Source organism: bacterium (assembly GCA_030693325.1).
In the GTDB taxonomy this organism is placed as follows: domain Bacteria; phylum Patescibacteriota; class Minisyncoccia; order UBA6257; family MFKM01; genus MFKM01.
In genome coordinates, this window is sequence record JAUYAV010000011.1 from 20,676 (window position 1) to 43,096 (window position 22,421).

Consider the following 22,421-nt stretch of genomic DNA (forward strand, 5'->3'; position numbering starts at 1 on the left):
TATGCTCGGACGAGGTTTAGAATCTTTAATACCACGGAAAGATAATAAAGAAACGCCGGAAACCGAACAAAAAAATGCGTCTTCGGCGTCGGCGCCGGCTTCGGATTTTTTTTCATCCGATAGTCCGGAACTTAAAAAAGATTTAGCTGGTGTCTTACCTAAGCCGGAAGAAAATTTGAAATTAAACATCCAAGAACCTGCGCCGAAAAAAGATTTTCAGGAACTCCCCAGAAAACATCAGGAAGCCATATTTTTGATTGAAGTTGATGAAATCAAACCCAATCCTCATCAGCCAAGGCGCCATTTTGACGAAGAATCATTGAAAGAATTAGCCGCCTCCATTCAGGAATTCGGCATTCTCCAGCCGCTTCTCGTTTCCAAAATTGAAGAAGAAACCGAAAACGGCACCAAGGTAAGCTACCAATTGATAGCCGGTGAAAGAAGGTTTATGGCCGCCAAAATGCTCGGCCTGGAACGGGTGCCGGCAATTATTAAAAAAATTGACCTTGAAACCAATAACCTGGAAATGGCGATCATTGAAAATATCCAGCGTGTTGACCTCAATCCGATAGAATCAGCCCGCGCTTTTGCCAAACTCCAGGACGAATTCCGCTTAACCCAGAGAGAAATCGCCCAAAGAGTGGGAAAAAGCCGGGAAGCGGTAGCCAATACTTTGCGGTTATTAAGCTTGCCCTCAAATATCCAGGATGCCCTGGCCCAAAAGAAAATAAACGAAAGCCAGGCCAGGATGCTTTTAACCGTCAGTGATTTAAACCAACAACAAGCGCTTTTTCAGGAATTAATAAACGGCGGCCTCAGTGTCAGAGATTTACGGGAAAAAATAAATCCCGAAGAAACAACCGGCCGTACCGAAGACCCGGAAAGTAAATATATGGAAAACCGGCTGGAAGAAGCGCTCGGCACTAAAGTCAATATCAGTAAAAATCAAAATAAAGGCAAAATCGTCATTAAATTTTTCTCACCGGAAGAACTTGACGCCATTATCAAAAAAATCTGCCAGCCAGAGTCAGAATAATTTTGTCCAGGAGCAAACCAAACTTGCCTTCGAAAACCATACTTTTAATTAATGTGATTTTTCACAAAACCTTTTCCGCCAGCAAATTTCCGTTCAGATAAATTATCTTCGCTCGTCCTCAGAAGGTAACGAAAAATATCGAACTCACCCAATCTTACGAGGTTTAACCTCATAAGATTGGGATTCAGACAGCGAATATTTTTCTACTTCTTTCGTCCTCGCTCAGTAATTTATAACTTCACTTCAACAGGCTGGCTAAAAAAAGGTTTTGTGAAAAAAATCTTCCTTACAAAACTTTCCTGAAAAGAAATTCAGGAGCAAACCAAACTTGTCTGAGAAAATATCCCGCAACCCCGACGGGCTGGGTCTCGCCGAAGGCGAGCCGTCGGGGCGAGGGCAAAGAAAATTTTGCCGCTGGAGCAAAATTATTCTGGTTTTCGAAGGCAAGTTTGGTTTGTTTATTATTTTTTCCTCAACAACCTTAGATTAATTAATATCTAATCTTTTTAATCTTATAAATTATTTTTATCGGGGAATTGATTTCTATTTCATCGGAAACTTTGTGATTCAGGAGCGCTTTGCCTACCGGCGACTCCGAAGATATTCTTCCTTCGCTGGGACTGGCTTCCAGTGTTCCCACGATTTCATATTCTTTAATTTTACCATCGGAATTTTCCAGGGTAACAGTGGCCCCTAAATTGACGGTATCTTGTTTTTCTTTAGAAGGAATTTTGATAAGTTCGGCGTTTTTAAAAACGTATTCCAGTTCCGCTATTTTAGATTCCGACAAATCAAAATTTTCCTCGGCTTTGGCCAGCCGGATTATCTTTAAATTCTTTAAATCCTGGTATTCTTTTTTTATCCTTTCCAGTCCTTTTTTAGTTAAATAAATTTTTTCTGACATATATAGTTTATATTAAAAAACCTCCTTGGTTTCGGAGGTTCATCAGGTTTTTTATTTTTGTTTTTTATTTTTGGTTTATCCTGTTGAATCTCCGATGTAGGCCTTTGGTCGGGGTAATGACGCCGCCAAAAACCAAGCCGCGCATATAGCAGCCAGCGTGAAGATTCCAAAGATTGATTTTTGCTATTTTCTGACTCATTTTTATCTAATTTAATTATAGGCGGGCAAGAAAGGTTGTCAACCCCGTTAGAAACTGACTTAGAATTCCCTATTTTTTGTGTAAAACACTAATTTGACAAATAAATCAGATAAAGACAATGGTATAAGAAAAAATTACTCAAGTAATTTTTTCTTCAGAGGTTTCTAACGGGGGCAAGCGAGAACAAACAAAACCCCTCCGACTTGCGTCGGAGGGGAAACAGAATGGTTTTTCTTAGATTGGATAATATTGATCCAACACAGAAAAACAATCACTCACTTAAAATTAAGTATAGCGTAAATTTCATAGAAAGTCAACCCCAATTTTCACCCCGTAAGATAAACCCTCGCAACAGGCGCGAAAGGATAGACCTGCGTTCCCTCACTGATATACTTAAGTATATCAGTGAGGGAACTTATTACCCGGTGGCGGCGGTGAAAGTGCGGAGAGACTAAAGGAAGGGGAAATAACCATAGAAGACAAGAAATTCTATGAGGGATTTTTTGAGGAAATCGGGGAAGAACTAAGGAAATCAAAGGGAATGGGAGAGGGGAACAAAAAGCAGGATTAAATTATAGGCGGTAGGCTGTCCGCGCTAAAAGGCTTTGAGGGCAGATTCGTGGATGAGACGGCGATGAGTTTTGGGCTACCTATAGATTCTAATTTCTCTTACTTGATATAGCCGCGAGCAAAGATTAAAATGGGCGGATAAAATCCCCAAAACTTTGCTTTAATATCGGAGGGATAATACTGTAAGAATTAATCTAGTATGAAGTACTATCGAGGTTAAACCTCGATAGTCGGTAATCAGACATTCGTTTGCTCCTTAATTTGCCGCTTCATAAAAAAATTGGCCATAAGAATATTTATCTCCAGTAGCAGCAAAAGAACTACCATCCATATCTTTATTGAGAAGTATAATCGCTCCCCCTCCATTAGTTATATCTATTATTGCAATACGAGAAGCAGTATCATAAGTCCGCCCAAATGCCATTGAATTGGATGGCATTGAAATTGTGTAAGGAACTGTGAAGGATGTGACTGTACTATTGCTTACTCCAGTTAATTTATATTGAACAAACACTGTTTTTCCAATTTTCTTAGTCCAAATATATCCGACTGGAGTAACCCAACCTACCTTCGTAGAAATAGCAAAGTAATCCGCCCACACACCTTCTTCCGCCGGTTTCGGGCTAAACGCAAACGGCGTTGAGCCTTCTACTACCATACATCCGTCAAGGTAAGCAGTTACAGTCGTTCCAGCACCAAAAAAGATATAAGGACCAAAATTAGTTGAACCTCCATTATTAGACACCAGATGCGTAACAGTTAACCTTTGCCAAGTTGAATCTCCTGTATGGTAGGGTGAATAGTCTGCAATACCTGACCCAAATTCGTAAGCGACAACTCTTAATCTATCGGCTACATTACTCCAAGCCCAACAACCCATCGTTACTGTTTTACCTCTATAAGCCGCTATCCCCATAAGCTGATACAACCCATTAAAGTTTGCACCAGTCATTTTCGCAGAGTATGTTCCTAATTTAACAGTTGTTGATTCTCTAGATACAGCATCTCCACCAAATACCCACCCATCAGGGGCCGCACTTGTTCCTGCTGACCAGTTCTCAAAGTTGCCGTTAGAGAGGAGATTGGTGGGGTTCATATTAGAGGCGTTCCAATTAATATTTCCACTTGCATTCACATTGCCAACATTCAAATCACTGGCAGTTATCACGCCGTAAGGCGCGGCGGGCGGAGTGAAATTGGAAGTCCAGCGGGCGATGCCTTTGGAGATGCGGAGTTCGTCGAGATAGCCGTTAAAATATCTAATTGAGCCACGCCATCCTATGGTCCAGTTACCTGTAAAATCAGGTATAGAATACGAAGCTGAAAAATCTCCAGTTGCTACCTGTATGCCATTGTAATACATTTTAAGATTATCTCCGTTACGAACAACAGCAATGTGATACCAAGTATCTGCAACTATGGCTGTATCGGAAATAACATTTATTTTAACAACGCCTCCTTCTACAACCAAAAACCTAAATTTACCCAAATCTGGACTCGTATTTCCATCTATAACTATAAGATTAGCTCCATCATTATACTGACTCCAAATAGGGGCATAATCATTTAGTGTTCCAGTAAATCTCACCCAAGTATCAATAGTAAAATTCCCCGTTCCAAAAGCCCAATCTGCGGAATCTGGAACAGTAAGATAATCCGTGGTTCCGTTGAATAAGCCGCTCTTGGAACCAAGCTTGTATTGAGCCGTGGTTTGGGTGGCAGAGCCGACAGCGGTAACGGCTTTGCCGGTGGCCGAATCACTGAAGGAAGTTCCTGAACTCTCCATATGAAGCAATAACTTGTTGTAGCTATCTGTTGTCTGCAATCCTTGAGAAGCGTTTATCAATCCAGCAACGTCTAACATGAAACCTGGGCTCGCCGTCCCGATGCCGACGTTGCCGCCGTTTGGATTTAACGATAAATTATGATAAGCGCCAAGAGTTGCTCTGTTGGTAGATTGTATCCAGCCAGTAGGTCCACTTCCGTAATATCCAAAATCCATAACACCGTTATTTAATCCTTGCCCTATACGAAAACTTCCTGTTTGTGTTGAGCCAGTTGTTGCCGGAAGTCCGTTATCTCCTAAAATGTCTAATTTTAAACCCGGGTTCGCCGTCCCGATGCCGACCTTGCCGGCGTTGGTATTGTAGATATTGGTGGAGGAAGCGGCCCAACCAACGCCCAAATCAGCCCAGGAGCCACTCTTATAACCCCGGAAAGCATTACTCGCGGTGTTGTAGTAGATAGACCCGTTCTGGGCTCCGGCCACGGGGTCGATAGTCAATTGTCCCACGTTAAGAAGATTAGAAATGTTTACATCTTTCCATTTGTAAGTGGCATCACCCAGGGAAAAAGAATTGTCGGCGTTGGGAATCAAACTATCGTCAAAGGTGGCAGCGCTCACTCTGCCGATGGCTATTTTGAGAGCTCGCGTTATCTGCTGATAGGGATTCTGGCTGTTATAGGTCAAAGCCAGGTTGATCTGGACAATGGCGTGGGCGTCGGGGTTCTCATACTTGGTGGCCTGGAACTGGGAAACCTTGACCTGGCTGTTGGTCAGAGGGGCGATGGCTCCGGTTCCCTGTTTGAGGTAGATGCCGTTAGCATCGGAGGAAATGATGGTGGGGTCTAAAGAGGAGGAAGCCATCCTCAAGACCAAACTGGACGAAGCGACTCCGGCCGGATTTTCAATGTTGGCGCTTTCTCTGACCAACCTTTGAATAGTGGATTGGACAAAAGCCAACTGCTGGGTGAGCTCGGAATCAGCCGAGGTTTGGGTCTGAACTCTGGTGAAGGTGATGAGGACGCCGGAAAAGACGCCGACGGAGATGGAGAAGATCACGGTATAGACTAACAATTCAATCAGAGTGAAACCTTTGTTGTTGGGGTGATCCATGTTTATTGATTAATATTTATTGGACGACCTTGGCTGGCCTGGGAAGGGGAAATAAAAACCCCGCTCTGACGAGGCGGGTTGGCCAAACTGTTGTTCAAATCAAAAACTACCTTGATTAAAAAGGCGACCGTAAGAATCAGGAGAAGATTGATGACCGCTAAGCGGCGGACTTGTTTACTGACTCCGCTTTTGCTCTCTCTCTCTCTCTCTCTCTCTCTCTCTCTCTCTCTCTCTCTCTCTCTCTCTCTGCGACCCGATGGACAAAGATTGGAAGAAGTTAAATAGTTTCATAATAAAATTATAACATATTATATATTAATGAAAATCAAAATAGATTTTGCTATAATAAAAAAGGCAGGTAGCTGAGCACTCACTTAATAAAACAAAAAACGGAGGTCACCACTATCTGCCTTTTTCTATGTTTCAGAAAAATATTCCTTTAAAAAAATACACCAGTTTCAAAATCGGCGGACCGGCCGATTATTTTTTTAAAGTTAGAAAAATAAAGAATCTTATTGAAGCCGTTAAAGAAGCAAAACAAAATAAAATACCAATTTTCATTTTTGCTGGAGGAACTAAAATATTAGTCAGTGATAAGGGCATCAAGGGGTTAGTTATAAAAATTCAAACTTCAAAAATTGAAATTAAAAAAAACAGAATCATCAGTGAAGCGGGAGTTAATTTAAATAAATTAGTAGCCGCGTCAATTAAAAACGGCTTAACCGGCTTGGAATGGGCGATTGGCATTCCCGGCACAATCGGCGGCGCTATTCACGGCAACAGCGGGGCCTTCGGCGCTTCTATTTCCAACTCCGTAAAAAGCGTCACCGCCTTAAATCCGAAAAATTTTAAAATTAAAAAATATTCCGGCAAGCAATGCCGCTTCGGCTATCGGGACAGTATTTTTAAAAAAAATAAAAATATCATTCTTTCGGTGGAATTGCAGTTGAAACAAAACAAATCAAAAAATAATTTGGAAACGATTAGAGGATATTTAAAAAGAAGAAAAGAAAGAATCCCTGAATATTACTCGGCCGGAAGTGTTTTCAAAAATCTTAAATTCAAATCTTTAAACAAAGACATCCAAAAAATTATTCCCAAAAATAAAATCAAAGGCGGCATGGTGCCGGCGGGCTATCTTATTGAAAACTGCGGGCTAAAAGGAAAAAGTAGCGGTGGAGCGAAAATTTCCGAACAACAAGCCAACATTATTATTAATTTTAATAAAGCCAGAGAAAAAGACGTTTCTTCGTTAATTGATTTAGCTAAAAAACAAGTCAAGAAAAAATTCGGGGTTAAATTAGAAGAGGAAATAATTTATTTGGGCTAAGCGAACCAAACTTGCCCTCGGCCTCGCTTTGTCCGAGATCTTATACTGATATACTTAAGTATATCAGTATAAGATTATCCTCTTGATTAGAATATCGGATTTAAAGCATTAGATTAGAGTATTAGTATCGGAACAAACCCGATATTTCCTATATTTTTATTTCCTATATTTACAATATTTTCATTTATTTCCATTTTACATTTCTTCCAACAGCGATATACTTAAGTATATCGCTCCGGCAACATAGACTAAGCCCAATGTACCCGTCGCAAAGGTTTATTTTATCTCCGATGTCTATCGGGGGACCCTGCCCGCCTTCGCGGTGCCGTAGCCCCGCTTCGGTGGGCGGAAGCCCGTACCCGTCACATAGTTATCCCCATTTACCCCGTTAGAAATCCTGAACAGAAAAAAATTTCTAATTTTTATCTGTTATAACAGATAAATCAAACATAAGCTTTTAATAATTATAGATAATGCTTGCTTAATAAGTATTTATCGGACTTCTGACGGGGTTTACTTTATTTCCCGATATGATAGAATAAACCTTATAGAAAAAAGAAGAGATGGTGAGGTTGTCTCTTCATAAAATCGCTCCGATAATTATCGGAGCGATTTTTATTCCGCCTTGCTCAACGGATTAGAAATTTGTATAATTAAGGCATGAAAATAAACATTAAAGCCATTAATTTGGATTTAACGCCGGCCCTTAACCAATACATAGAAGATAAAATCGGCTCGCTTTCGAAATTTCTTAAAAATTATGAAATTGAATCAGAAATCCAGGCCCGCGTGGAAGTCGCCCGAACTACGCGGCACCATCATAGCGGCAATGTATTTAAAGCCGAGGTCAACCTTGACCTGCCTAAAAAAATCTTAAGAAGCGTCGCCGAAAAGGAAGACATCAGATTGGCTATCAACAAAGTCAGAGACGAATTACAGCAGGAAATAAAAAAACATAATCAAAAATTAAACATTAAAAATGATAAAAAAGCTTATAGAGAAGTTCTTAGGCGGAAAGGGCAAATATAAAAATTTTGTTGCCGAAATTAACAGCCTGGAACCGGAACTGGAAAAATTAAGCGGCCAGGAATTAAAAGAGAAAAGCAACTACCTAAAAAAAATAATTCAGGAAAACGAGGAAAACCTGAATGATTTTAATTTTATTTGCCAAAGTTTCGCTTTAATAAGAGAAGCCGCCAAAAGAACCTTAAATCAGCGCCATTTTGATGTTCAACTTATAGGCGGCTTGGTTTTACACGAAGGAAAAATCGCCGAAATGTTAACCGGCGAAGGCAAAACTCTCGCCGCCACTCTGCCGGCTTATCTAAACGCTTTAAGCGGCAAAGGCGTTCATGTTATCACAGTGAACGATTATTTGGCGCGCCGGGATGCCATTTGGATGGGGCAGGTATACCAGGCGCTTGGCCTTTCGGTCGCTTGCATAACACATGATGCGGCTTATTTATACGATTCCAATTTTACTGTTGAAAATGACAAAGCGCCCGAAATAAAAAATAATGAAAATAATTTAGACAAAGAACGCGATGTCTTGGGCGGCTTCAAAATAGTCCAGGAATTTCTGCGGCCGATTTCACGGAAAGAGGCCTATGCGGCTGATATTATTTACGGCACCAACCACGAATTTGGGTTTGATTATTTAAGAGATAATTTAAGTTTAAGATTAATTGACCAATCCCAAAGGCCGCTTAATTACGCCATTATTGACGAGGTTGACAGCATTTTAATTGATGAAGCCCGAACACCACTGATTATCGCTTCGCCTGATGCCCAGTCAAGCGAATACTACAAAATTTTCGCCCGCATCGTTGACGACCTTAAACCGGAAGAAGATTATCTGGTTGAAGAAAAACAGAAAGCCGTAAATATCACCCAGGAAGGAATTAATAAAGTGGAAAAAAATCTCCAGCTGAAAAATCTTTACGGTCCGGAAAACTTCCAACTGGTTCATTATCTTGAAGTGTCTTTGAAAGCCAAAGCTCTTTTTCGCTGCGACAAACATTACCTTGTGAAAAACGGCGAAGTAATAATTATTGACGAGTTCACAGGGCACTTAATGCACGGCCGCCGTTATTCCGTCGGACTTCATCAGGCAATCGAAGCCAAAGAATGGCTCTTTGATAAAAGCGTGAATGTCCAATTGGAATCCCGAACCCTGGCCCAAATTACCATTCAGAATTATTTCCGTTTGTACAAAAAAATTTCCGGAATGACCGGCACCGCTCAAACTTCAGCCGAAGAATTTCATAAAGTTTATAACTTGGAGGTAGTCAGCATCCCGTCAAATAAACCCCTGACGCGCAAAGATTTTCCCGATGCCATTTATAAAACCAGGGAAGCGAAATACCAGGCGGCGATTGAAGAAATAAAAAAATATCATGACCAGGGCCGGCCGATTTTAGTGGGAACGCCTTCCACTGACCAAAATGAAATACTTTCGGGTTTATTGTTCCAGAGCGGCATTCCTCATGAGGTTTTGAACGCTAAAAATAACGAACGGGAAGGCGCTATTATCGCTCAAGCCGGAAAATTGAAAGCGGTAACCGTGGCGACAAACCGCGCCGGTCGAGGAGTGGATATCGTGCTCGGAGGCAATCCCGTCAACCCGGAAGAAGCGGAAAAAGTCAGAAATTTGGGCGGACTTTGCATAATCGGCACGGAAAGACACGAAGCGCGCCGCATTGACAATCAGTTGCGAGGACGCGCCGGCCGCCAAGGAGATCCGGGCGCTTCCCGATTTTTCTTATCGCTGGAAGACGATTTATTGAAAATTTTCGGCGGCGACAAAATAAAAAATATTATGCAAGCTTTTAAATTGCCGGAAGATATGCCTATTGAATCGGGTTTGGTTTCCAACGCCGTCAATCAGGCGCAGGCAAAAATTGAAGGATTTAATTTTGACATTCGCCGTCATCTTCTTGATTTTGACGATATTTTAAACAAACAGCGAAGTTTTATTTACGGCCGGCGTCAGAAAATTTTAAACGCCATTGAAAAAGGCGATTTTGAATCTTTATTTAAAGAAACTACCAACAAAGATTTGAGCGATGAAGAAAAAACCAAATTAAATCCCGAATTGAAAACTTTTCTCGGCCAACAGATGTTAAGAATTATGGATTTGCTTTGGATGGAAAATCTGGAAAATCTGGAATCATTGAGAGAATCAGTCAGTTTAAGGGCTTACGGCCAGCACGAGCCGATAGTTGAATACCGCCAGGAAAGTTATCGTTTATTCAAAAGTTTCCAAGCTAATTTTCAGGGGATGGTCGCAGAAATTACTTCCCAAATTTTAGCCAATCCCGCGGCAGTCGCTATGTCTGCGCCGACTCCTCCGCCTGACGACACTCATAAAAAAATCGGCCGCAACGACCCCTGTTGGTGCGGGGCGAAAAAGCCAGACGGAACTCCGATAAAATACAAGCATTGCCATGGGAAATAAAGCCAACGGCTCAACGCGTTGAGCCGTTGGCAAATGCAAGAAGTGTCATGGGAAATAAAAAAATGGTAAAATTTGATTATGGTTATTAGAATAGTAAAAACTACAATTAAAAAATCGGAGCTTTTGGAAATAGCAAGTGAAGGATTCGGCGATATTGTTAAAGCGGTTGTAGACATTGGGCAAGGAATTATGGCTGTTGGCGGAGAACTTCACGCCGATGAGGAAGTTTTACTGACAGAACAAGAAGATTCAAAACGAGAAAATACCTGGGGAATAAACATTTATCCCCAAAAATCAGAAAACAAATGGATTGAGTTTGATTCAATGGTTAATCTTAAGCCGCATTTTGGCAATCGTTCCCGCGATGTGGAAAATCCGGAAATAAGAGAAAAAATCAGAGATATCGTCAAAAAATTAATTACCGTTTAAACCTAAGTACAATCAATTGGACTTAGGGTAATGGTTTTAAATATTTTAAAATATTTTCAAGAATGGCTTTTCAACATAAAGAATTGGCAACGGGTCAATGGCAAAAACTTTCGCTGGTAGAGCAACTGGGCAATATCGGCAGTGAAATTCTAAGGGTTTCGCGCCAAGAAGGCAAAAACGAAAAATTATTTTGGGGAGCAGTGGAGCGAGCTTTGGAGCTTTTTGATTTGACGCTGGACGACCCTCGCTGGAAAGGTCGCTGTTGGGAAATTGCCAGGGCCCGAGAAGTTTTTTGCGACGCCGTTTACGGCGGGAAGCTTTACAAAAGCTCACTTCAGGATTTGACGCGTTATTTTGATATTTTCGCTTTTGCCGCGAGAAATAAATATTAATCCGCCATTGCCACGGAAAATAATATGAAATATAACAAATTAGTAAGAGATAAAATACCCGAATACATTCGCAAAAAAGGCGAAACGCCGATTACGCATATCGCGGATGAAACGGAATATTGGCAAAAACTGAAAGAAAAACTGATTGAGGAAATTGAGGAATTCAATAAAAATGAAAGTGTTGAAGAATTTGCCGATATCTTGGAAGTGCTGGACGCGATTGCCGACTATAAAAAATTTGATAAAAAAGAGATAGAAAAAATAAAGGCGGAAAAAGCGGAAGCAAAAGGAAAATTCAAAAAGCGGATAATTCTTGACGAATCATAGGGTCATGGAAAATAATCAGCCAAAATTTTATAAAAAAACAATGGATATTATCGGCGCTTCTTTAGGGCTGATAATTCTTGCGCCTTTTTATCCCTTTATTGCTTTGGCGATTAAATTGGAAAGCAAGGGGCCGATTATCGTCAAATTAGACAGAGTAAGTCAGGGAAAAGTAATTAAGGTTTATAAATTCCGTTCCATGATTAAAGACGCCCAAAAAATTAAACCGGATTTGGCGGGTCTCAACGAACGAAAAGACGGCTCATTTTTCAAAATAAAAAAAGACCCCAGAATAACAAAAGTAGGGAAGCTGTTCCGTAAATTTCGGATTGACGAATTTCCTCAATTAATCAATGTTTTGAAGGGCGAGCTTTCTCTAGTGGGCCCGCGTCCCCATGAACCCGGAGAAGTTTCGGCTTACCCGACGGAATTCCAGCACCTTTTTTTGGCCAAAGCCGGCGTCACCGGCCTTTCCCAGGTTAATGGCGCTTCCAGTTTGCCTTTTTTAAAAGAATTAACATTGGACAATTATTATCTTAAAAACCAATCTCTCTGGTTAGATTTTAAAATCATCATCAAAACCATATTAATCTTATTTTTTGACCCAACAGCGGTATGAAGATAGCTTTAGCGCATGATTATTTAAACCAGTGCGGTGGAGCGGAAAACGTTCTGAAAGTTTTAGCCGAAATTTTTCCCGAAGCGCCCATTTATACTCTTTTCTACGACGAAAATAAAACCCGGAGTTATTTTAAAAACCGCGTCAAAAAAACCAGTTTCCTTGATTTTGGAATCGTCAGGAATCATCATCGGGCTTTTATCCCTTTACTGCCGTTGGCCAGCAGCAATTTAAAGATTGAACCTGAATATGATTTGGTTATATCTTCCAGCGCCGGCTATGCCAAAGGTTTTAATTCCAAAAACGCCTTCCATATTTGTTATTGCCATACTCCGCTCCGCTATGCCTGGGAGGAAAATTATCTTCAAGGATTGGATTTATTCCATATACCCTTATTAAAAACTTTGGCTAAACCAGTACGCGCCGCTTTAAGAAGCTGGGATAAAAAAGCCAGCCGCCGAGTGGATGTATTTATCGCCAATTCTTATTTTATCGCCCAAAAAATCAAGAATTTCTATAATCGGGAAGCCGAAGTAATCTATCCGCCGATTGATTTGAAAAAATTCTATCCCGAACCCTCTCAAAAAACCGGTGATTATTTTTTGATGGTAGGCCGACTGCTTCATTACAAACGTTTTGACCTCGGCATTGAGGCCTTTAATCAACTAGGGCTTCCTTTAAAAATAGTCGGTGAAGGTCCGGAACTTCAAAAATTAAAATCAATGGTTAAATCTCCTTTGATAGAATTTTGCTCTTATATTGAGAACCTGGACGAGCTCCGGAAAATTTATAGCGGAGCTAAAGCTTTAATATTCCCCCAGATTGAGGACTTTGGGATGGTGGCGGCCGAAGCCCAAGCCTGCGGCTTGCCGGTAATAGGCTATAACACCGGAGGAGTTAAAGAGATTATTAAAGAAGGGAGAACCGGCTTATTATTTAACGAGCAAACGCCGGAAGCCTTGATAAAGGCAGTTTATTTATTTGAAAAAACTGATTTTTCCAAATCGGAAATCATTGAAAATGCCCAACGATTTTCCAAAGAAAATTTTAAATCAAAATTTCAAGAAATAATCAATAAAATAAAAAATGAAGAAAACAAAATAAATCATTTACTATTGTAATTCCGCGATCGTGGAATTACAATAGTAAATTTATAATGACTAAAGAAAACAAAAAATATGAGAATTTTAATTGATCTTCGTGTTTTAACCCGGCCGCAATTTTCCGGCATCACCGAATATACCAAATCTTTAGTCAACCATCTGTTGTCGGCCGATAAAAAAAACGAATATATTCTTTTCTATAACGGTTTTCAAAAAGCCCCTCTTCCGGAAAAATGGGTTAATAATCCCCAAATTAAAGTCATTAATTCGTCAATTCCGAACCGCCTTTGGAGTTTCAGCAATAAAATTTTCAATTTGCCGAAAATTGACAAAAAAATAAAAGCTGATGTCTTTTTCAGCCCTCATTTCAACATTTTGTCTTTGGCGAACCCGCGAAAAAGAATATTCACTTTTCACGACCTTTCTTTTATTCACTATCCTAATTTTTTTTCCAACCGCGATAATTTTTGGCATTGGCTCCAGAATTACAAACGCCAAGCCCAAACCGCCGGCCATTTAATCGCCGTTTCCGAATTTACCCGCCAAGACCTTATTGATAATCTTTTTATTTCGCCGGAACGGATAACTAAAATTTATTCGGGCATTAATCCAATTTATAAAAAACTTTCCCCTGAAGACAAAGGTTTAAAAGAATTTGAACAAAGCCATAATTTAGAAAAACCTTTTTTGTTTTATCTGGGAATGATTGAACCGAGAAAAAATATTCCGGCGATTATCAGGGCTTTCAACATTTTAAAAACCGATAAAAATTTCAAAGATTTAAAACTTGTTATTGCCGGCTCCAATGGCTGGCTTTACGATAAAATTTTTAAGGAAGCCAAAAAATCAAAATTTCAGGATGAAATTGTATTCTGGGGACCGGCTACACCCGCAGAAGCTCTTTGTCTTTATAATTTGGCTGAGGTTTTTGTTTATCCGTCTTTTTTTGAGGGCTTTGGTTTCCCTCCATTGGAGGCCCAGGCCTGCGGTTTGCCGGTAATAACCAGCAATCGCTCTTCCTTGCCCGAAGTAATGGGGGATTCCGCTTTAATGGTTGACCCCTGGCGTATTGATGATTTGGCAACCGCCATAGAAAAAATTTTAGCCAACGAACATTTCAGAAAAAATCTCCGAGAAGCTGGATTTCTTAACATCAAAAAATTCAATTGGGATAAAACCGCGCGGGAAACCATAGAGGTATTTTCTAAATTAGGTTATTAGTGTTTTTGGGCATTAGCTTTTATAATGAGAATCAATGGCGAGAGTTCCCAAAAAAAATATCTCTCCGGTTCTTGCCGATATTAAGCATCCGGGCAAAAAAATCGCCTGCAAGCCGGTGAATTTTTGCCGACAAATCTTTCCTTTAAAGAAAATCGCCGGGGAAAGACCCCGCAAAATTTTGTTGCGCCGGCGGAATAAAATTCCTTTTCAAAAAATAATTTTGACTTTTTTGGGCATTATTGTTTTGACCCTGCTTATCGGCGGCTCCTTATTTTTCGCCAAATTCAACGCTTCTAAGCCGGTTATTTCGGCGAAAATTCATTCAATTATTGACAACTTCCAGGAAGCCGTTAGTTCATTAAATAATTTTGACCCGCAAAAAGCGATAGCTCTTTTTGACGAAAATAATTCCGAGCTAATTGCCGTCAAAAATTTATTTCAAAATTTTCTTTTAACAAAAATTTTAAATCTTGGCGGATTTTTTGAAAAATCCCTGAGTTTGAACCAATCGGCGCTGGCTATTTCCCGGAATCTGGAGACTCTTAAAACAAATGGGTTAAATCTTTTCTTAAACGGCGACGGCAAAGAATTGGTCGGAATAATCAAAAACCTTCAAAAAGAAATTGATAACATCCAACAGGACACCAATTTAATCCGCAATCAAATAGCTTCTGTCGGCGATAAAATGAATTTTTTACAAGGGAATTTATTTGATTTTAGTCAAATTAATAAAATAGCTACTGATGAATATATCAATTATGGCGCCAAACTTTATCAAACAGAAGATGTTTTAGCCGGCTTACTCAATATCCTGCAGTCAGTAAACGATGTTCATTGGCTGATTTTTTTCCAAAACCCGGCCGAAATCAGACCGGCGGGAGGATTTTTGGGAAGCTATGCCGATCTGACAATCAGTTCCGGCTGGCTGGCCAATATTGATGTTCGGGATATTTATGACCCTGACGGTCAATTGGAATTAAAAGTGGTTCCGCCAATGCCGCTTCAAGCCATCACCACTTCCTGGGGGGCCCGCGACGCCAACTGGTTTTTTGATTTTCCTTTGTCCGCCCAAAAAGTAATAAGTTTTTTGGAGGCCTCAAAAATTTATCAGGAAAAAAACATTAAATTTTCGGGAGTTATCGCTTTAAATATCAGAATTCTGGAAAGTATTCTGGGAATTACCGGGCCGATGAAACTTGCCGATTATCCGGAAATAAATAAAGACAATTTTATGGCAGAAATCCAAAGAGAAGTTGAAGCCGGGCCGGATAAGGCTAAGGGACAACCGAAACGTATTCTCCAGGTTTTGGCGCCGGCGCTGCTTGAAAAAATAAATAATTTTGACGAAATTCAAAAAAAAGAATTGACGGAAAAACTCAAATTTCATTTAGCCAATAAAGATATTATGCTTTTTGCCGAAGACCGGCGGCTCCAAAATTTCTTTTCTCAAAATAATTTCGCCGGTGAAGTTTATAAACTGCCGGACAATTTTTACGGCAGTTATCTGGCGGTCGTCAACGCCAATATCGCCGGGGGAAAAAGTGATTTTTTCATAAAACAAGAAACTGATCTTCAAATAAGTTTGGACAGCGACGGCAAAGCCGTCAGTCAGCTAAAAATAAAAAGAACCCATTACGGCAATACCGAAAAAGCGTCTTGGTGGCGGGCTACTAACAAAAATTTCCTTAAAATCTTTGCCTCGCCCGGATCGCGTCTTATAGAAATCAAAGGGAACAGTCAAAAAGTCGTCAATCCGCCGATAGACTACAAAAAACAAAATTATCAAAACGATTTTGTGGTCCAAGCAATTGAAAAAAACCAGCAATTTTCGGAAGATTCTAATGTCTGGTCGGGCGAAGAAGCCGGAAAAACGACCTGGTCAAGCTGGTTTAACGTGCCAGCTGGCGCAACTAAAACCCTGGAATTAGAATATGAAACATTAGCTAATGTTTATTCATCCGTCAAACCTGGCAAAACCTACCAATTTATTTTTGACAAACAATCCGGCGTGGATGGAAAATTAAAGGTGAGTATTGAAACGCCGCCGGGATATAAATGGCAAGAAAGTAAAAATTATATTTATGAATACCAGAACGATAATCCGCCGTCTCGTCTGATTATAAATCTCACTTTATTAAGCGTATAATGATCAAAAACATACTGCGTTTTCTAAAAATATCCGCGTTGATTATTGTAATCGGTTTTTTGGGATGGGGTCTTTTTAATCTAAGAAAACAAAGCCGCGGCCTGGAAACCAAAACCAAAAACCTGCAAACTAATGCCACGGCTGTTGAAAAAGAGAATCAAACCTTTAAAGATAATATTGAATACTACAGCCATCCGGAGAATCTGCTGAAAGAATCAAAATCGTTGTTCAATTATCGCCAACCCGGAGAAAAAATGATGATTATTATTCCTTCCCAAAATGAAAATCATTAAAATAATTATCAGTTCAATCGGATTGTTGATTCTGGCATTTTTTGTTCTTCTGAAATTAAATCTCTATCCGGTCGCTTTTACCTCAAATTGGCTTATTACCGAAAAGCAATTGGATAAAATTACGGCCGCTTCTTTGGTTTATTATCAAAAAACTCTTTCCGTTTATGCCGCCGGCACGCCAATAATTGGCGAGGAATTAAAAAAGGAAATCAAACGGGCGGCTCTGGATAAAATGATTGAGGATAAAATTATTGAGGATACCCTGACAAAAAAATTAGGCGCTGAAAAATTGAAAAAATCAGTCAATGAGAAATTGGCGAATTTATCTCTTAACGGCGAAATTGCCAATGCCAGCCAAATTCTTTATAATTTATCATTGAACGACTTCAGGGATCTGGTTTTAACGCCTGAAGCAAAAAGAGAAATCTTGAAAGAGCAGGGGATTGATCTCAGGGAAATTAAAAAATCCTGCCACCCGATAATTTTAGCGCCAGGATTTTATTGGCAAGGCGGGGTTCTAGCGCGATAAATATATAAGCGCGGGTGTAGTATAGTGGCAATACGCGACCTTCCCAAGGTTGAATCGTGGGTCCAATTCCCATCACCCGCTCAATAAACGCCACCTTAGCTCAGCTGGTAGAGCAGCACTTCCGTAAAGTGAAGGTCCCGAGTTCGAATCTCGGAGGTGGCTCAAAGTTAAAGAATAGCTGTGATATGAGGCCAGAAAACAAGAATGCCGATAACAATCGCCGCTAAAGAAACTACAAGGACGATGGCCGCCAAAAGATCTTTGATAATTCGGACGCGCTGATCATCCGCCGGCTGAAGAAAATCTAAAAATCGCTCCATCACGGAGTTAATTAATTCCAGAATTAAAACCGAAAAAATCATAACCAAAAGCGTGGCCTTTTCGTCCCGGCTGGTTGGAAAATAAAGCATCGCCCCGATAACTATCAAGGCAACCGCGAGCATATACTTAAAAGCCGGCTCGTAAACCAAAACTGTCCAAATGCCTTTCCATGCGGTCTTAAAACTCAAAATAATATTTTTTTTTCTGTTATTTAAAAATTTATTCATTATTTTAAATCTAAAAATGAGAGTATAATAAGCATATATGATTAACCAAAATTCAACAACCATTTCTATTTATGCCGGTGTCGGAGGAGAAGACGCCAAGGACTGGGTGGAAATGCTTTTGAGAATGTATCAGAAATTCGCCCAGCGGAATAATTGGAAATTCCACCTGATTAGCAACAACGCCCTGGAAATAATAGGGGAGAATGTTTACGGCCTGCTTAAAAATGAATCCGGAGTTCACCGCTTAATCAGAATTTCTCCTTTTGACGCCAAAAAACTTCGCCATACTTCTTTCGCTTTGATTGAAGTTCTGCCGGAACTGCCGGAGCTGGAAGCAAAAAATTTGAATATTCCAGAAGAAGATTTAAAAATAGAACTCTGTCGTTCCAGCGGCCCGGGCGGCCAGAACGTCAATAAACGGGAAACGGCGGTAAAATTGATTCATTTGCCGACCGGTTTGTCCGCCGCTTCACAAATTGAACGCTCTCAGGGCCAAAATCGGGAAAAAGCCATGAAATTGCTTAAATCCAAAATTTTCAAATTAATGACCGAACGACAGGAAAAAGAGTTGAGTAATCTGCGAATCAAAGTGACTCCCGATTGGGGCCATCAAATCCGTTCCTATGTCCTTCACCCTTATCAGATGGTTAAAGACCACCGGACAGGCGTCAAAGTCAGTAATGCCAATGAAGTTTTAGAAGGAAATCTTGATAAATTCATCCAAAAAGGATAATATTATTGTTATGATAACTTTCCAAAACGTAACTAAAACCTATAGCAAAAATTCAACGGCTCTGGAAAATATCAGCTTCAAAATAAATCCCAAAGAATTCGTCTCTATTGTCGGCCGCTCCGGAGCCGGCAAATCAACCATCGTCAAACTTGTTGTCGGTGAAGAAAAACCAAGCGGGGGAAGAATCTTTTTTGATTCCCAGGAAGTCAATAAATTAAAATATTCCCAGCTTCCGCAATATCGCCGGCAAATCGGAACCATTTTCCAGGATTTCCGGCTTTTGACCGGAAAAACGGTTTTTGAAAACATCGCTTTTGCCCTGGAAGTGGAAGGCAGGCCTCAAAAAGAAATAAATAAGTTTGTTCCCGAGATTCTTGAACTGGTGGGATTAAAAGAAAAATTACAGAGTTTTCCATATGAATTGTCAGGCGGCGAAAAACAGCGGGTGGCTATCGCCCGGGCTATGATCAACCAGCCCGAGGTGCTTGTCGCCGATGAACCGACGGGAAACCTTGATCCGTTTAATACCTGGGAAATAATCAAACTTCTGATGAAAATCAACGAAATGGGCAGTATCGTTATTCTGGCTACTCATAACAAAGAAATTATAAACACCTTGGGTCACCGGGTTATCACTTTGGACAAAGGGAAAATTATCAGGGACGAAGAACACGGTCGCTTCATCCTTACTAACTAAAAAATAAAATAAATGTTTCTTACTCTTTCGCGGATAATTAAATACGGATTTAAAAATTTTTTAAGAAACGGATGGCTAAGCACGGCCACTATTGCGGTTATGTTTTTGGCTCTTTTTGTTTTACAAGGTTTGATAATTTTTAATGTCGTCGCCAAAACCGCCATCACTTCCGTCCAGAATAAAATTGATATCAGCGTTTATTTCAAAAGCAATGTCGCCGAAGACGAAATTTTAAATCTCAAAAAATCCCTGGAAGGATTAAGCGAAGTCAAAAAAGTGGAATATATTTCCCAAGACCAGGCCTTAGCCGAATTTAAGGCCCGCCATCAAGAAAATTCAGCCGTCTCTCAGGCCATAGAGGTGATCGGGACAAATCCGCTTCTTTCTTCTCTTAATATAAAAGCCAATAATCCCAAAGAGTACGCCGCCATCGCCGACTATCTCAATAACCAATCCCTTTCGCCAATAATTGAAAAAGTAAGTTACGCCCAGAACCAGGTAGTAATCAACCGGTTAATCAGTATTGTTGATACCGCAAAAAGCGGAGGCATAATCCTCTCAATTATCGCCGCCATAATTGCCGTTTTAGTGGCTTTTAATACCATCCGGCTGGCGATCTACACCAACCGGGACGCCATTGGTATTATGAGAGTGGTAGGCGCTTCTAATAATTTTATTCGCGGCCCCTACATTGTTGAAGGAGTTCTTTATGGAATTTTAGCCGCCGTTTTAAGCTTTGCCGTGATAGTGCCTTTGATCACTTATGCCTCTCCTTATGTGAATAATTTCATTCCGGATATGAATCTTCAAACTTACTTTGCTTCAAATTTTTTACGTCTTTTGGGCTATCAGCTTCTTTTCGGAATCATTCTAGGCACTGTTTCCAGCTTCATCGCCGTCCGCCGCCATTTGCAAATTTAATTTTTTCTTTTCCCTATTTTAGATATTTTTCAATATTTTTCAGATGCTCCTCATAAGTTTTGGCAAGATGAATTTGCCCCGCGCTGTCGTGCAAATAATAAAGATAATCCGTTTTTTCCGGATTAATCACGGCATTAATTGCCGCTAACCCGGGATTGGAAATCGGCGCCGGCGGCCGGCCTTGATGAATATAAGTATTGTAAGGCGAATTAATTTTATAATCTTCCAATTTTACTTTTTTCCACCAATTACCCGGCTCTCCCAGCGCGTATTGGACGGTGGCATCTATCTGGAAGGGGATGCTCTTCGTCCATCGGTTCCAAATAACGCTGGCGATTAACGGCATTTCTTTTTCATTGGCTGCTTCCCGTTGAATCAGGGAAGCGAGGACGATTAGAGTGTCATTTCTGATATTTTTTACTTTAGCTTCTTTAATTGAATCGGCGGTTTTCTCGTTGAAATTATTTTCCATCTTTTTTATCGCGTCATCGCTTTTGTAAGCGAGGTCAAAAAGATAAGTGTCCGGAAATAAATATCCTTCTTTACTGTTTTTAATGAATTTTTCTTTTTCGCTGTCAGGCCAGCCGATTTTATTTTGGATTATGTACGCAATTTCTTCTTTTCTTAATCCTTCCGGTATTACCGCCCATTTTTGATAAGGATGATTTACCAATATATCGGCCAACTGCCAAACACTCATGCTTTTTGATACAGTGTATCCCCCCGATTTTATTTTGCCCCGCCAATTTTTTATTTTTAACGCGAAATTAAAAGCCCACTCGCTTCTGATATAACCCTGCTGTTTCAGTTTAGGAATAAGCTCGGCTTCGGTTGTGGCTAGATTAACCACAATCCGTTCTTCTGCCGCTTTTCGCTGCGGCGCCGAAAATTGATTGAGAAAAATAATAACACTAACTGCTAAAACTAAAATTAATCCGGCCAGAATCAGATTTTTTTTGTTTATATTATCAATTACTGCCATTGGTTATTTTGATTTGACTACTATTAAGCCATATTACTTTTTGTCCGCGATTAAAGTTTAAGGCGGCATTGGCTTCATCGGTATCAATATAAAACACCGGCGAAAAATCTTTGATTCTCATTTATAAAAGTTTTTTAATTTCTTTTATCATTTCCGGGAAGCTGGCCTGATTAAAATGACCTCGGTTTTTGAATATTCTCATTTTTGCCTGCGGCAAAGCTTTTTTGTATTTTAAGGCATTGACAAAAAGAACAACAGGGTCGTCTTGGCTTTGATAAATAAAAATATTTTCCGCTGCCTGCGATAATTTGCTTAATTTTTTGGGCAAAATAAAATCCGCCAAAGATTCACCGGTATCCTCAGTATCATAAGGAGCCGCCACCAAAAAAACCGCGCGTATCTTTTTAGAAAATTTATTTTCTGATAAATATTTCGCCAAAAAAATTCCTCCGAGCGAATGGCCTACTAAAATAACTCCGGTTTTTATATAAGGGATAAACTTTTCAAACCAAATTTTCCATTCGGCGTATTTGGCGTTTGCTTTGTTCGGCATATCCAAAGAAATAACTTCAAATTTTTTGCCGAGTTTTCCGCCAAGCGTCTTTTTCCAGTCGCTTTTTGCATTTTTATACCTTTCAAAATCAATTTTCTTTTTCTTTAAGAAAGAAAGATATTCTCTGTAAGTTTTATAAGTATTGCCTCCGTGAATTAAAACAATTTGTTGTTTCATTTTTGATATTTTCCAGTTTCTTGCTATAAAACAAACTCGCCATTTTTTAAATTATCGAGGTTCGACCTCGATAATTTACAGGTCTGATAATCTAACCTTGTAAATATTATAAATCTTTTTCCGTTGTTAGAGTAGCTATGGCGGTTGCTTATTATTTTGACTTTACCCGCCAAGGCGTTATTATTATTTCATACAACTAAATATGAGACCTAACCCGTAGGGGCAACCTACGGCAGGGTTATAAAAACCAGTAACGGATAAAAAGCTCCTAGTCAGAGCTCCGTTACTGGTCATATGGGGAAACCCGTATGGGGGTCGCAAGACCTCGCTGGCTGGGAGCTTTGTGTTTTCATAAAGCTAAA

General features: G+C 40.0%; 23 protein-coding genes and 2 tRNA genes. 18 read left to right on the forward strand and 7 right to left on the reverse strand.

Annotation, left to right across the window (positions count from 1 at the left end):
• The first annotated feature begins 1 nt into the window (after position 1).
• Positions 2–1,036, forward strand: a complete 1,035-nt coding sequence (locus Q8N22_00780) for a ParB/RepB/Spo0J family partition protein (protein MDP3052473.1) — start codon at positions 2–4, stop codon at positions 1,034–1,036.
• Positions 1,037–1,526: 490 nt separating this feature from the next.
• Here Q8N22_00780 and Q8N22_00785 read toward each other — a convergent pair whose 3' ends face one another.
• From Q8N22_00785 to Q8N22_00795, 3 genes are all read right to left on the reverse strand, one after another.
• The gene (locus tag Q8N22_00785) at positions 1,527–1,940 is read right to left on the reverse strand and encodes a GreA/GreB family elongation factor (GenBank protein MDP3052474.1); all 414 of its coding nucleotides are present in this window, start codon (positions 1,938–1,940) and stop codon (positions 1,527–1,529) included.
• Between the two features lie 64 nt (positions 1,941–2,004).
• On the reverse strand, positions 2,005–2,139 hold the full coding sequence (locus tag Q8N22_00790) for a hypothetical protein (protein MDP3052475.1): 135 nt from the start codon (positions 2,137–2,139) through the stop codon (positions 2,005–2,007).
• Between the two features lie 826 nt (positions 2,140–2,965).
• Complete coding sequence (locus tag Q8N22_00795; GenBank protein MDP3052476.1) at positions 2,966–5,605, reverse strand: LamG-like jellyroll fold domain-containing protein; 2,640 nt, start codon at positions 5,603–5,605, stop codon at positions 2,966–2,968.
• A gap of 418 nt (positions 5,606–6,023) precedes the next feature.
• Between Q8N22_00795 and murB the strand changes: the two genes are divergently transcribed.
• The 14 genes from murB (at position 6,024) to Q8N22_00865 (ending at position 17,610) form a co-directional block, all read left to right on the forward strand.
• Positions 6,024–6,935, forward strand: coding sequence for a UDP-N-acetylmuramate dehydrogenase (murB, locus tag Q8N22_00800; protein MDP3052477.1), 912 nt, complete (start codon positions 6,024–6,026; stop codon positions 6,933–6,935).
• A gap of 660 nt (positions 6,936–7,595) precedes the next feature.
• On the forward strand, positions 7,596–7,964 hold the full coding sequence (raiA, locus tag Q8N22_00805) for a ribosome-associated translation inhibitor RaiA (GenBank protein MDP3052478.1): 369 nt from the start codon (positions 7,596–7,598) through the stop codon (positions 7,962–7,964).
• Positions 7,915–10,392 (forward strand): preprotein translocase subunit SecA, encoded by a 2,478-nt coding sequence (gene secA / locus Q8N22_00810; GenBank protein ID MDP3052479.1) that lies wholly within the window; start codon positions 7,915–7,917, stop codon positions 10,390–10,392. Before raiA ends, secA begins: the two co-directional genes overlap by 50 nt.
• Positions 10,393–10,470: 78 nt before the next feature.
• Entirely contained in the window at positions 10,471–10,821 is a 351-nt protein-coding gene (locus Q8N22_00815; GenBank protein MDP3052480.1) for a DUF5674 family protein, read from the forward strand.
• Positions 10,822–10,883: 62 nt separating this feature from the next.
• A complete protein-coding gene (locus Q8N22_00820) occupies positions 10,884–11,213 on the forward strand; it encodes a hypothetical protein (protein ID MDP3052481.1) in 330 nt (109 codons plus the stop codon).
• A 24-nt stretch (positions 11,214–11,237) separates the two neighbouring features.
• Positions 11,238–11,540, forward strand: a complete 303-nt coding sequence (locus Q8N22_00825; protein MDP3052482.1) for a nucleoside triphosphate pyrophosphohydrolase — start codon at positions 11,238–11,240, stop codon at positions 11,538–11,540.
• Between the two features lie 4 nt (positions 11,541–11,544).
• Positions 11,545–12,156, forward strand: a complete 612-nt coding sequence (locus Q8N22_00830) for a sugar transferase (GenBank protein ID MDP3052483.1) — start codon at positions 11,545–11,547, stop codon at positions 12,154–12,156.
• Complete coding sequence (locus Q8N22_00835) at positions 12,153–13,277, forward strand: glycosyltransferase (protein MDP3052484.1); 1,125 nt, start codon at positions 12,153–12,155, stop codon at positions 13,275–13,277. The genes Q8N22_00830 and Q8N22_00835 overlap by 4 nt, the downstream gene beginning before the upstream one ends.
• A gap of 57 nt (positions 13,278–13,334) precedes the next feature.
• Complete coding sequence (locus Q8N22_00840) at positions 13,335–14,480, forward strand: glycosyltransferase family 1 protein (protein MDP3052485.1); 1,146 nt, start codon at positions 13,335–13,337, stop codon at positions 14,478–14,480.
• A 34-nt stretch (positions 14,481–14,514) separates the two neighbouring features.
• The gene (locus Q8N22_00845) at positions 14,515–16,626 is read left to right on the forward strand and encodes a DUF4012 domain-containing protein (GenBank protein ID MDP3052486.1); all 2,112 of its coding nucleotides are present in this window, start codon (positions 14,515–14,517) and stop codon (positions 16,624–16,626) included.
• Complete coding sequence (locus Q8N22_00850; GenBank protein ID MDP3052487.1) at positions 16,626–16,919, forward strand: hypothetical protein; 294 nt, start codon at positions 16,626–16,628, stop codon at positions 16,917–16,919. Before Q8N22_00845 ends, Q8N22_00850 begins: the two co-directional genes overlap by 1 nt.
• The gene (locus tag Q8N22_00855) at positions 16,906–17,448 is read left to right on the forward strand and encodes a hypothetical protein (GenBank protein ID MDP3052488.1); all 543 of its coding nucleotides are present in this window, start codon (positions 16,906–16,908) and stop codon (positions 17,446–17,448) included. Before Q8N22_00850 ends, Q8N22_00855 begins: the two co-directional genes overlap by 14 nt.
• 10 nt (positions 17,449–17,458) lie before the next feature.
• Positions 17,459–17,529, forward strand: a tRNA-Gly gene (locus Q8N22_00860).
• A gap of 8 nt (positions 17,530–17,537) precedes the next feature.
• A tRNA-Thr gene (locus Q8N22_00865) sits at positions 17,538–17,610 on the forward strand.
• A gap of 5 nt (positions 17,611–17,615) precedes the next feature.
• Here Q8N22_00865 and Q8N22_00870 read toward each other — a convergent pair.
• Positions 17,616–17,996, reverse strand: a complete 381-nt coding sequence (locus tag Q8N22_00870; GenBank protein ID MDP3052489.1) for a diacylglycerol kinase family protein — start codon at positions 17,994–17,996, stop codon at positions 17,616–17,618.
• 37 nt (positions 17,997–18,033) lie between these two features.
• Here Q8N22_00870 and Q8N22_00875 point away from each other — a divergent pair, with 37 nt between their 5' ends.
• The 3 genes from Q8N22_00875 to Q8N22_00885 are packed head-to-tail and all read left to right on the forward strand — an operon-like array spanning position 18,034 to position 20,347.
• Complete coding sequence (locus Q8N22_00875; GenBank protein MDP3052490.1) at positions 18,034–18,729, forward strand: peptide chain release factor-like protein; 696 nt, start codon at positions 18,034–18,036, stop codon at positions 18,727–18,729.
• Between the two features lie 10 nt (positions 18,730–18,739).
• On the forward strand, positions 18,740–19,426 hold the full coding sequence (gene ftsE, locus Q8N22_00880; protein ID MDP3052491.1) for a cell division ATP-binding protein FtsE: 687 nt from the start codon (positions 18,740–18,742) through the stop codon (positions 19,424–19,426).
• A 12-nt stretch (positions 19,427–19,438) separates the two neighbouring features.
• Positions 19,439–20,347, forward strand: coding sequence for a permease-like cell division protein FtsX (locus Q8N22_00885; GenBank protein MDP3052492.1), 909 nt, complete (start codon positions 19,439–19,441; stop codon positions 20,345–20,347).
• Between the two features lie 13 nt (positions 20,348–20,360).
• On the opposite strand, the gene mltG is transcribed toward Q8N22_00885, so the two are convergent.
• From mltG to Q8N22_00900, 3 genes are read right to left on the reverse strand one after another with little or no spacing between them, the layout of a single operon-like run.
• On the reverse strand, positions 20,361–21,329 hold the full coding sequence (mltG, locus tag Q8N22_00890) for an endolytic transglycosylase MltG (GenBank protein MDP3052493.1): 969 nt from the start codon (positions 21,327–21,329) through the stop codon (positions 20,361–20,363).
• On the reverse strand, positions 21,316–21,450 hold the full coding sequence (locus Q8N22_00895; protein MDP3052494.1) for a hypothetical protein: 135 nt from the start codon (positions 21,448–21,450) through the stop codon (positions 21,316–21,318). The genes mltG and Q8N22_00895 overlap by 14 nt, the downstream gene beginning before the upstream one ends.
• Positions 21,451–22,059, reverse strand: a complete 609-nt coding sequence (locus tag Q8N22_00900; GenBank protein MDP3052495.1) for an alpha/beta hydrolase — start codon at positions 22,057–22,059, stop codon at positions 21,451–21,453.
• Positions 22,060–22,421 lie beyond the last annotated feature (362 nt).

Excerpts from the sequence above, each read along its gene's own strand:
- Q8N22_00830 (MDP3052483.1), top strand. The coding sequence starts at position 11,545 with ATGGAAAATAATCAGCCAAAATTTTATAAAAAAACAATGGATATTATC.
- Q8N22_00790 (MDP3052475.1), bottom strand. The coding sequence starts at position 2,139 with ATGAGTCAGAAAATAGCAAAAATCAATCTTTGGAATCTTCACGCTGGC.
- Q8N22_00835 (MDP3052484.1), top strand. The coding sequence starts at position 12,153 with ATGAAGATAGCTTTAGCGCATGATTATTTAAACCAGTGCGGTGGAGCG.
- Q8N22_00845 (MDP3052486.1), top strand. The coding sequence starts at position 14,515 with ATGGCGAGAGTTCCCAAAAAAAATATCTCTCCGGTTCTTGCCGATATT.
- Q8N22_00780 (MDP3052473.1), top strand. The coding sequence starts at position 2 with ATGCTCGGACGAGGTTTAGAATCTTTAATACCACGGAAAGATAATAAA.
- Q8N22_00815 (MDP3052480.1), top strand. The coding sequence starts at position 10,471 with ATGGTTATTAGAATAGTAAAAACTACAATTAAAAAATCGGAGCTTTTG.
- Q8N22_00840 (MDP3052485.1), top strand. The coding sequence starts at position 13,335 with ATGAGAATTTTAATTGATCTTCGTGTTTTAACCCGGCCGCAATTTTCC.
- Q8N22_00870 (MDP3052489.1), bottom strand. The coding sequence starts at position 17,996 with ATGAATAAATTTTTAAATAACAGAAAAAAAAATATTATTTTGAGTTTT.
- murB (MDP3052477.1), top strand. The coding sequence starts at position 6,024 with ATGTTTCAGAAAAATATTCCTTTAAAAAAATACACCAGTTTCAAAATC.
- Q8N22_00795 (MDP3052476.1), bottom strand. The coding sequence starts at position 5,605 with ATGGATCACCCCAACAACAAAGGTTTCACTCTGATTGAATTGTTAGTC.
- Q8N22_00820 (MDP3052481.1), top strand. The coding sequence starts at position 10,884 with ATGGCTTTTCAACATAAAGAATTGGCAACGGGTCAATGGCAAAAACTT.
- Q8N22_00885 (MDP3052492.1), top strand. The coding sequence starts at position 19,439 with ATGTTTCTTACTCTTTCGCGGATAATTAAATACGGATTTAAAAATTTT.
- raiA (MDP3052478.1), top strand. The coding sequence starts at position 7,596 with ATGAAAATAAACATTAAAGCCATTAATTTGGATTTAACGCCGGCCCTT.
- Q8N22_00850 (MDP3052487.1), top strand. The coding sequence starts at position 16,626 with ATGATCAAAAACATACTGCGTTTTCTAAAAATATCCGCGTTGATTATT.
- Q8N22_00895 (MDP3052494.1), bottom strand. The coding sequence starts at position 21,450 with ATGAGAATCAAAGATTTTTCGCCGGTGTTTTATATTGATACCGATGAA.
- Q8N22_00875 (MDP3052490.1), top strand. The coding sequence starts at position 18,034 with ATGATTAACCAAAATTCAACAACCATTTCTATTTATGCCGGTGTCGGA.
- Q8N22_00855 (MDP3052488.1), top strand. The coding sequence starts at position 16,906 with ATGAAAATCATTAAAATAATTATCAGTTCAATCGGATTGTTGATTCTG.
- ftsE (MDP3052491.1), top strand. The coding sequence starts at position 18,740 with ATGATAACTTTCCAAAACGTAACTAAAACCTATAGCAAAAATTCAACG.
- mltG (MDP3052493.1), bottom strand. The coding sequence starts at position 21,329 with ATGGCAGTAATTGATAATATAAACAAAAAAAATCTGATTCTGGCCGGA.
- Q8N22_00825 (MDP3052482.1), top strand. The coding sequence starts at position 11,238 with ATGAAATATAACAAATTAGTAAGAGATAAAATACCCGAATACATTCGC.
- Q8N22_00785 (MDP3052474.1), bottom strand. The coding sequence starts at position 1,940 with ATGTCAGAAAAAATTTATTTAACTAAAAAAGGACTGGAAAGGATAAAA.
- secA (MDP3052479.1), top strand. The coding sequence starts at position 7,915 with ATGATAAAAAAGCTTATAGAGAAGTTCTTAGGCGGAAAGGGCAAATAT.
- Q8N22_00900 (MDP3052495.1), bottom strand. The coding sequence starts at position 22,059 with ATGAAACAACAAATTGTTTTAATTCACGGAGGCAATACTTATAAAACT.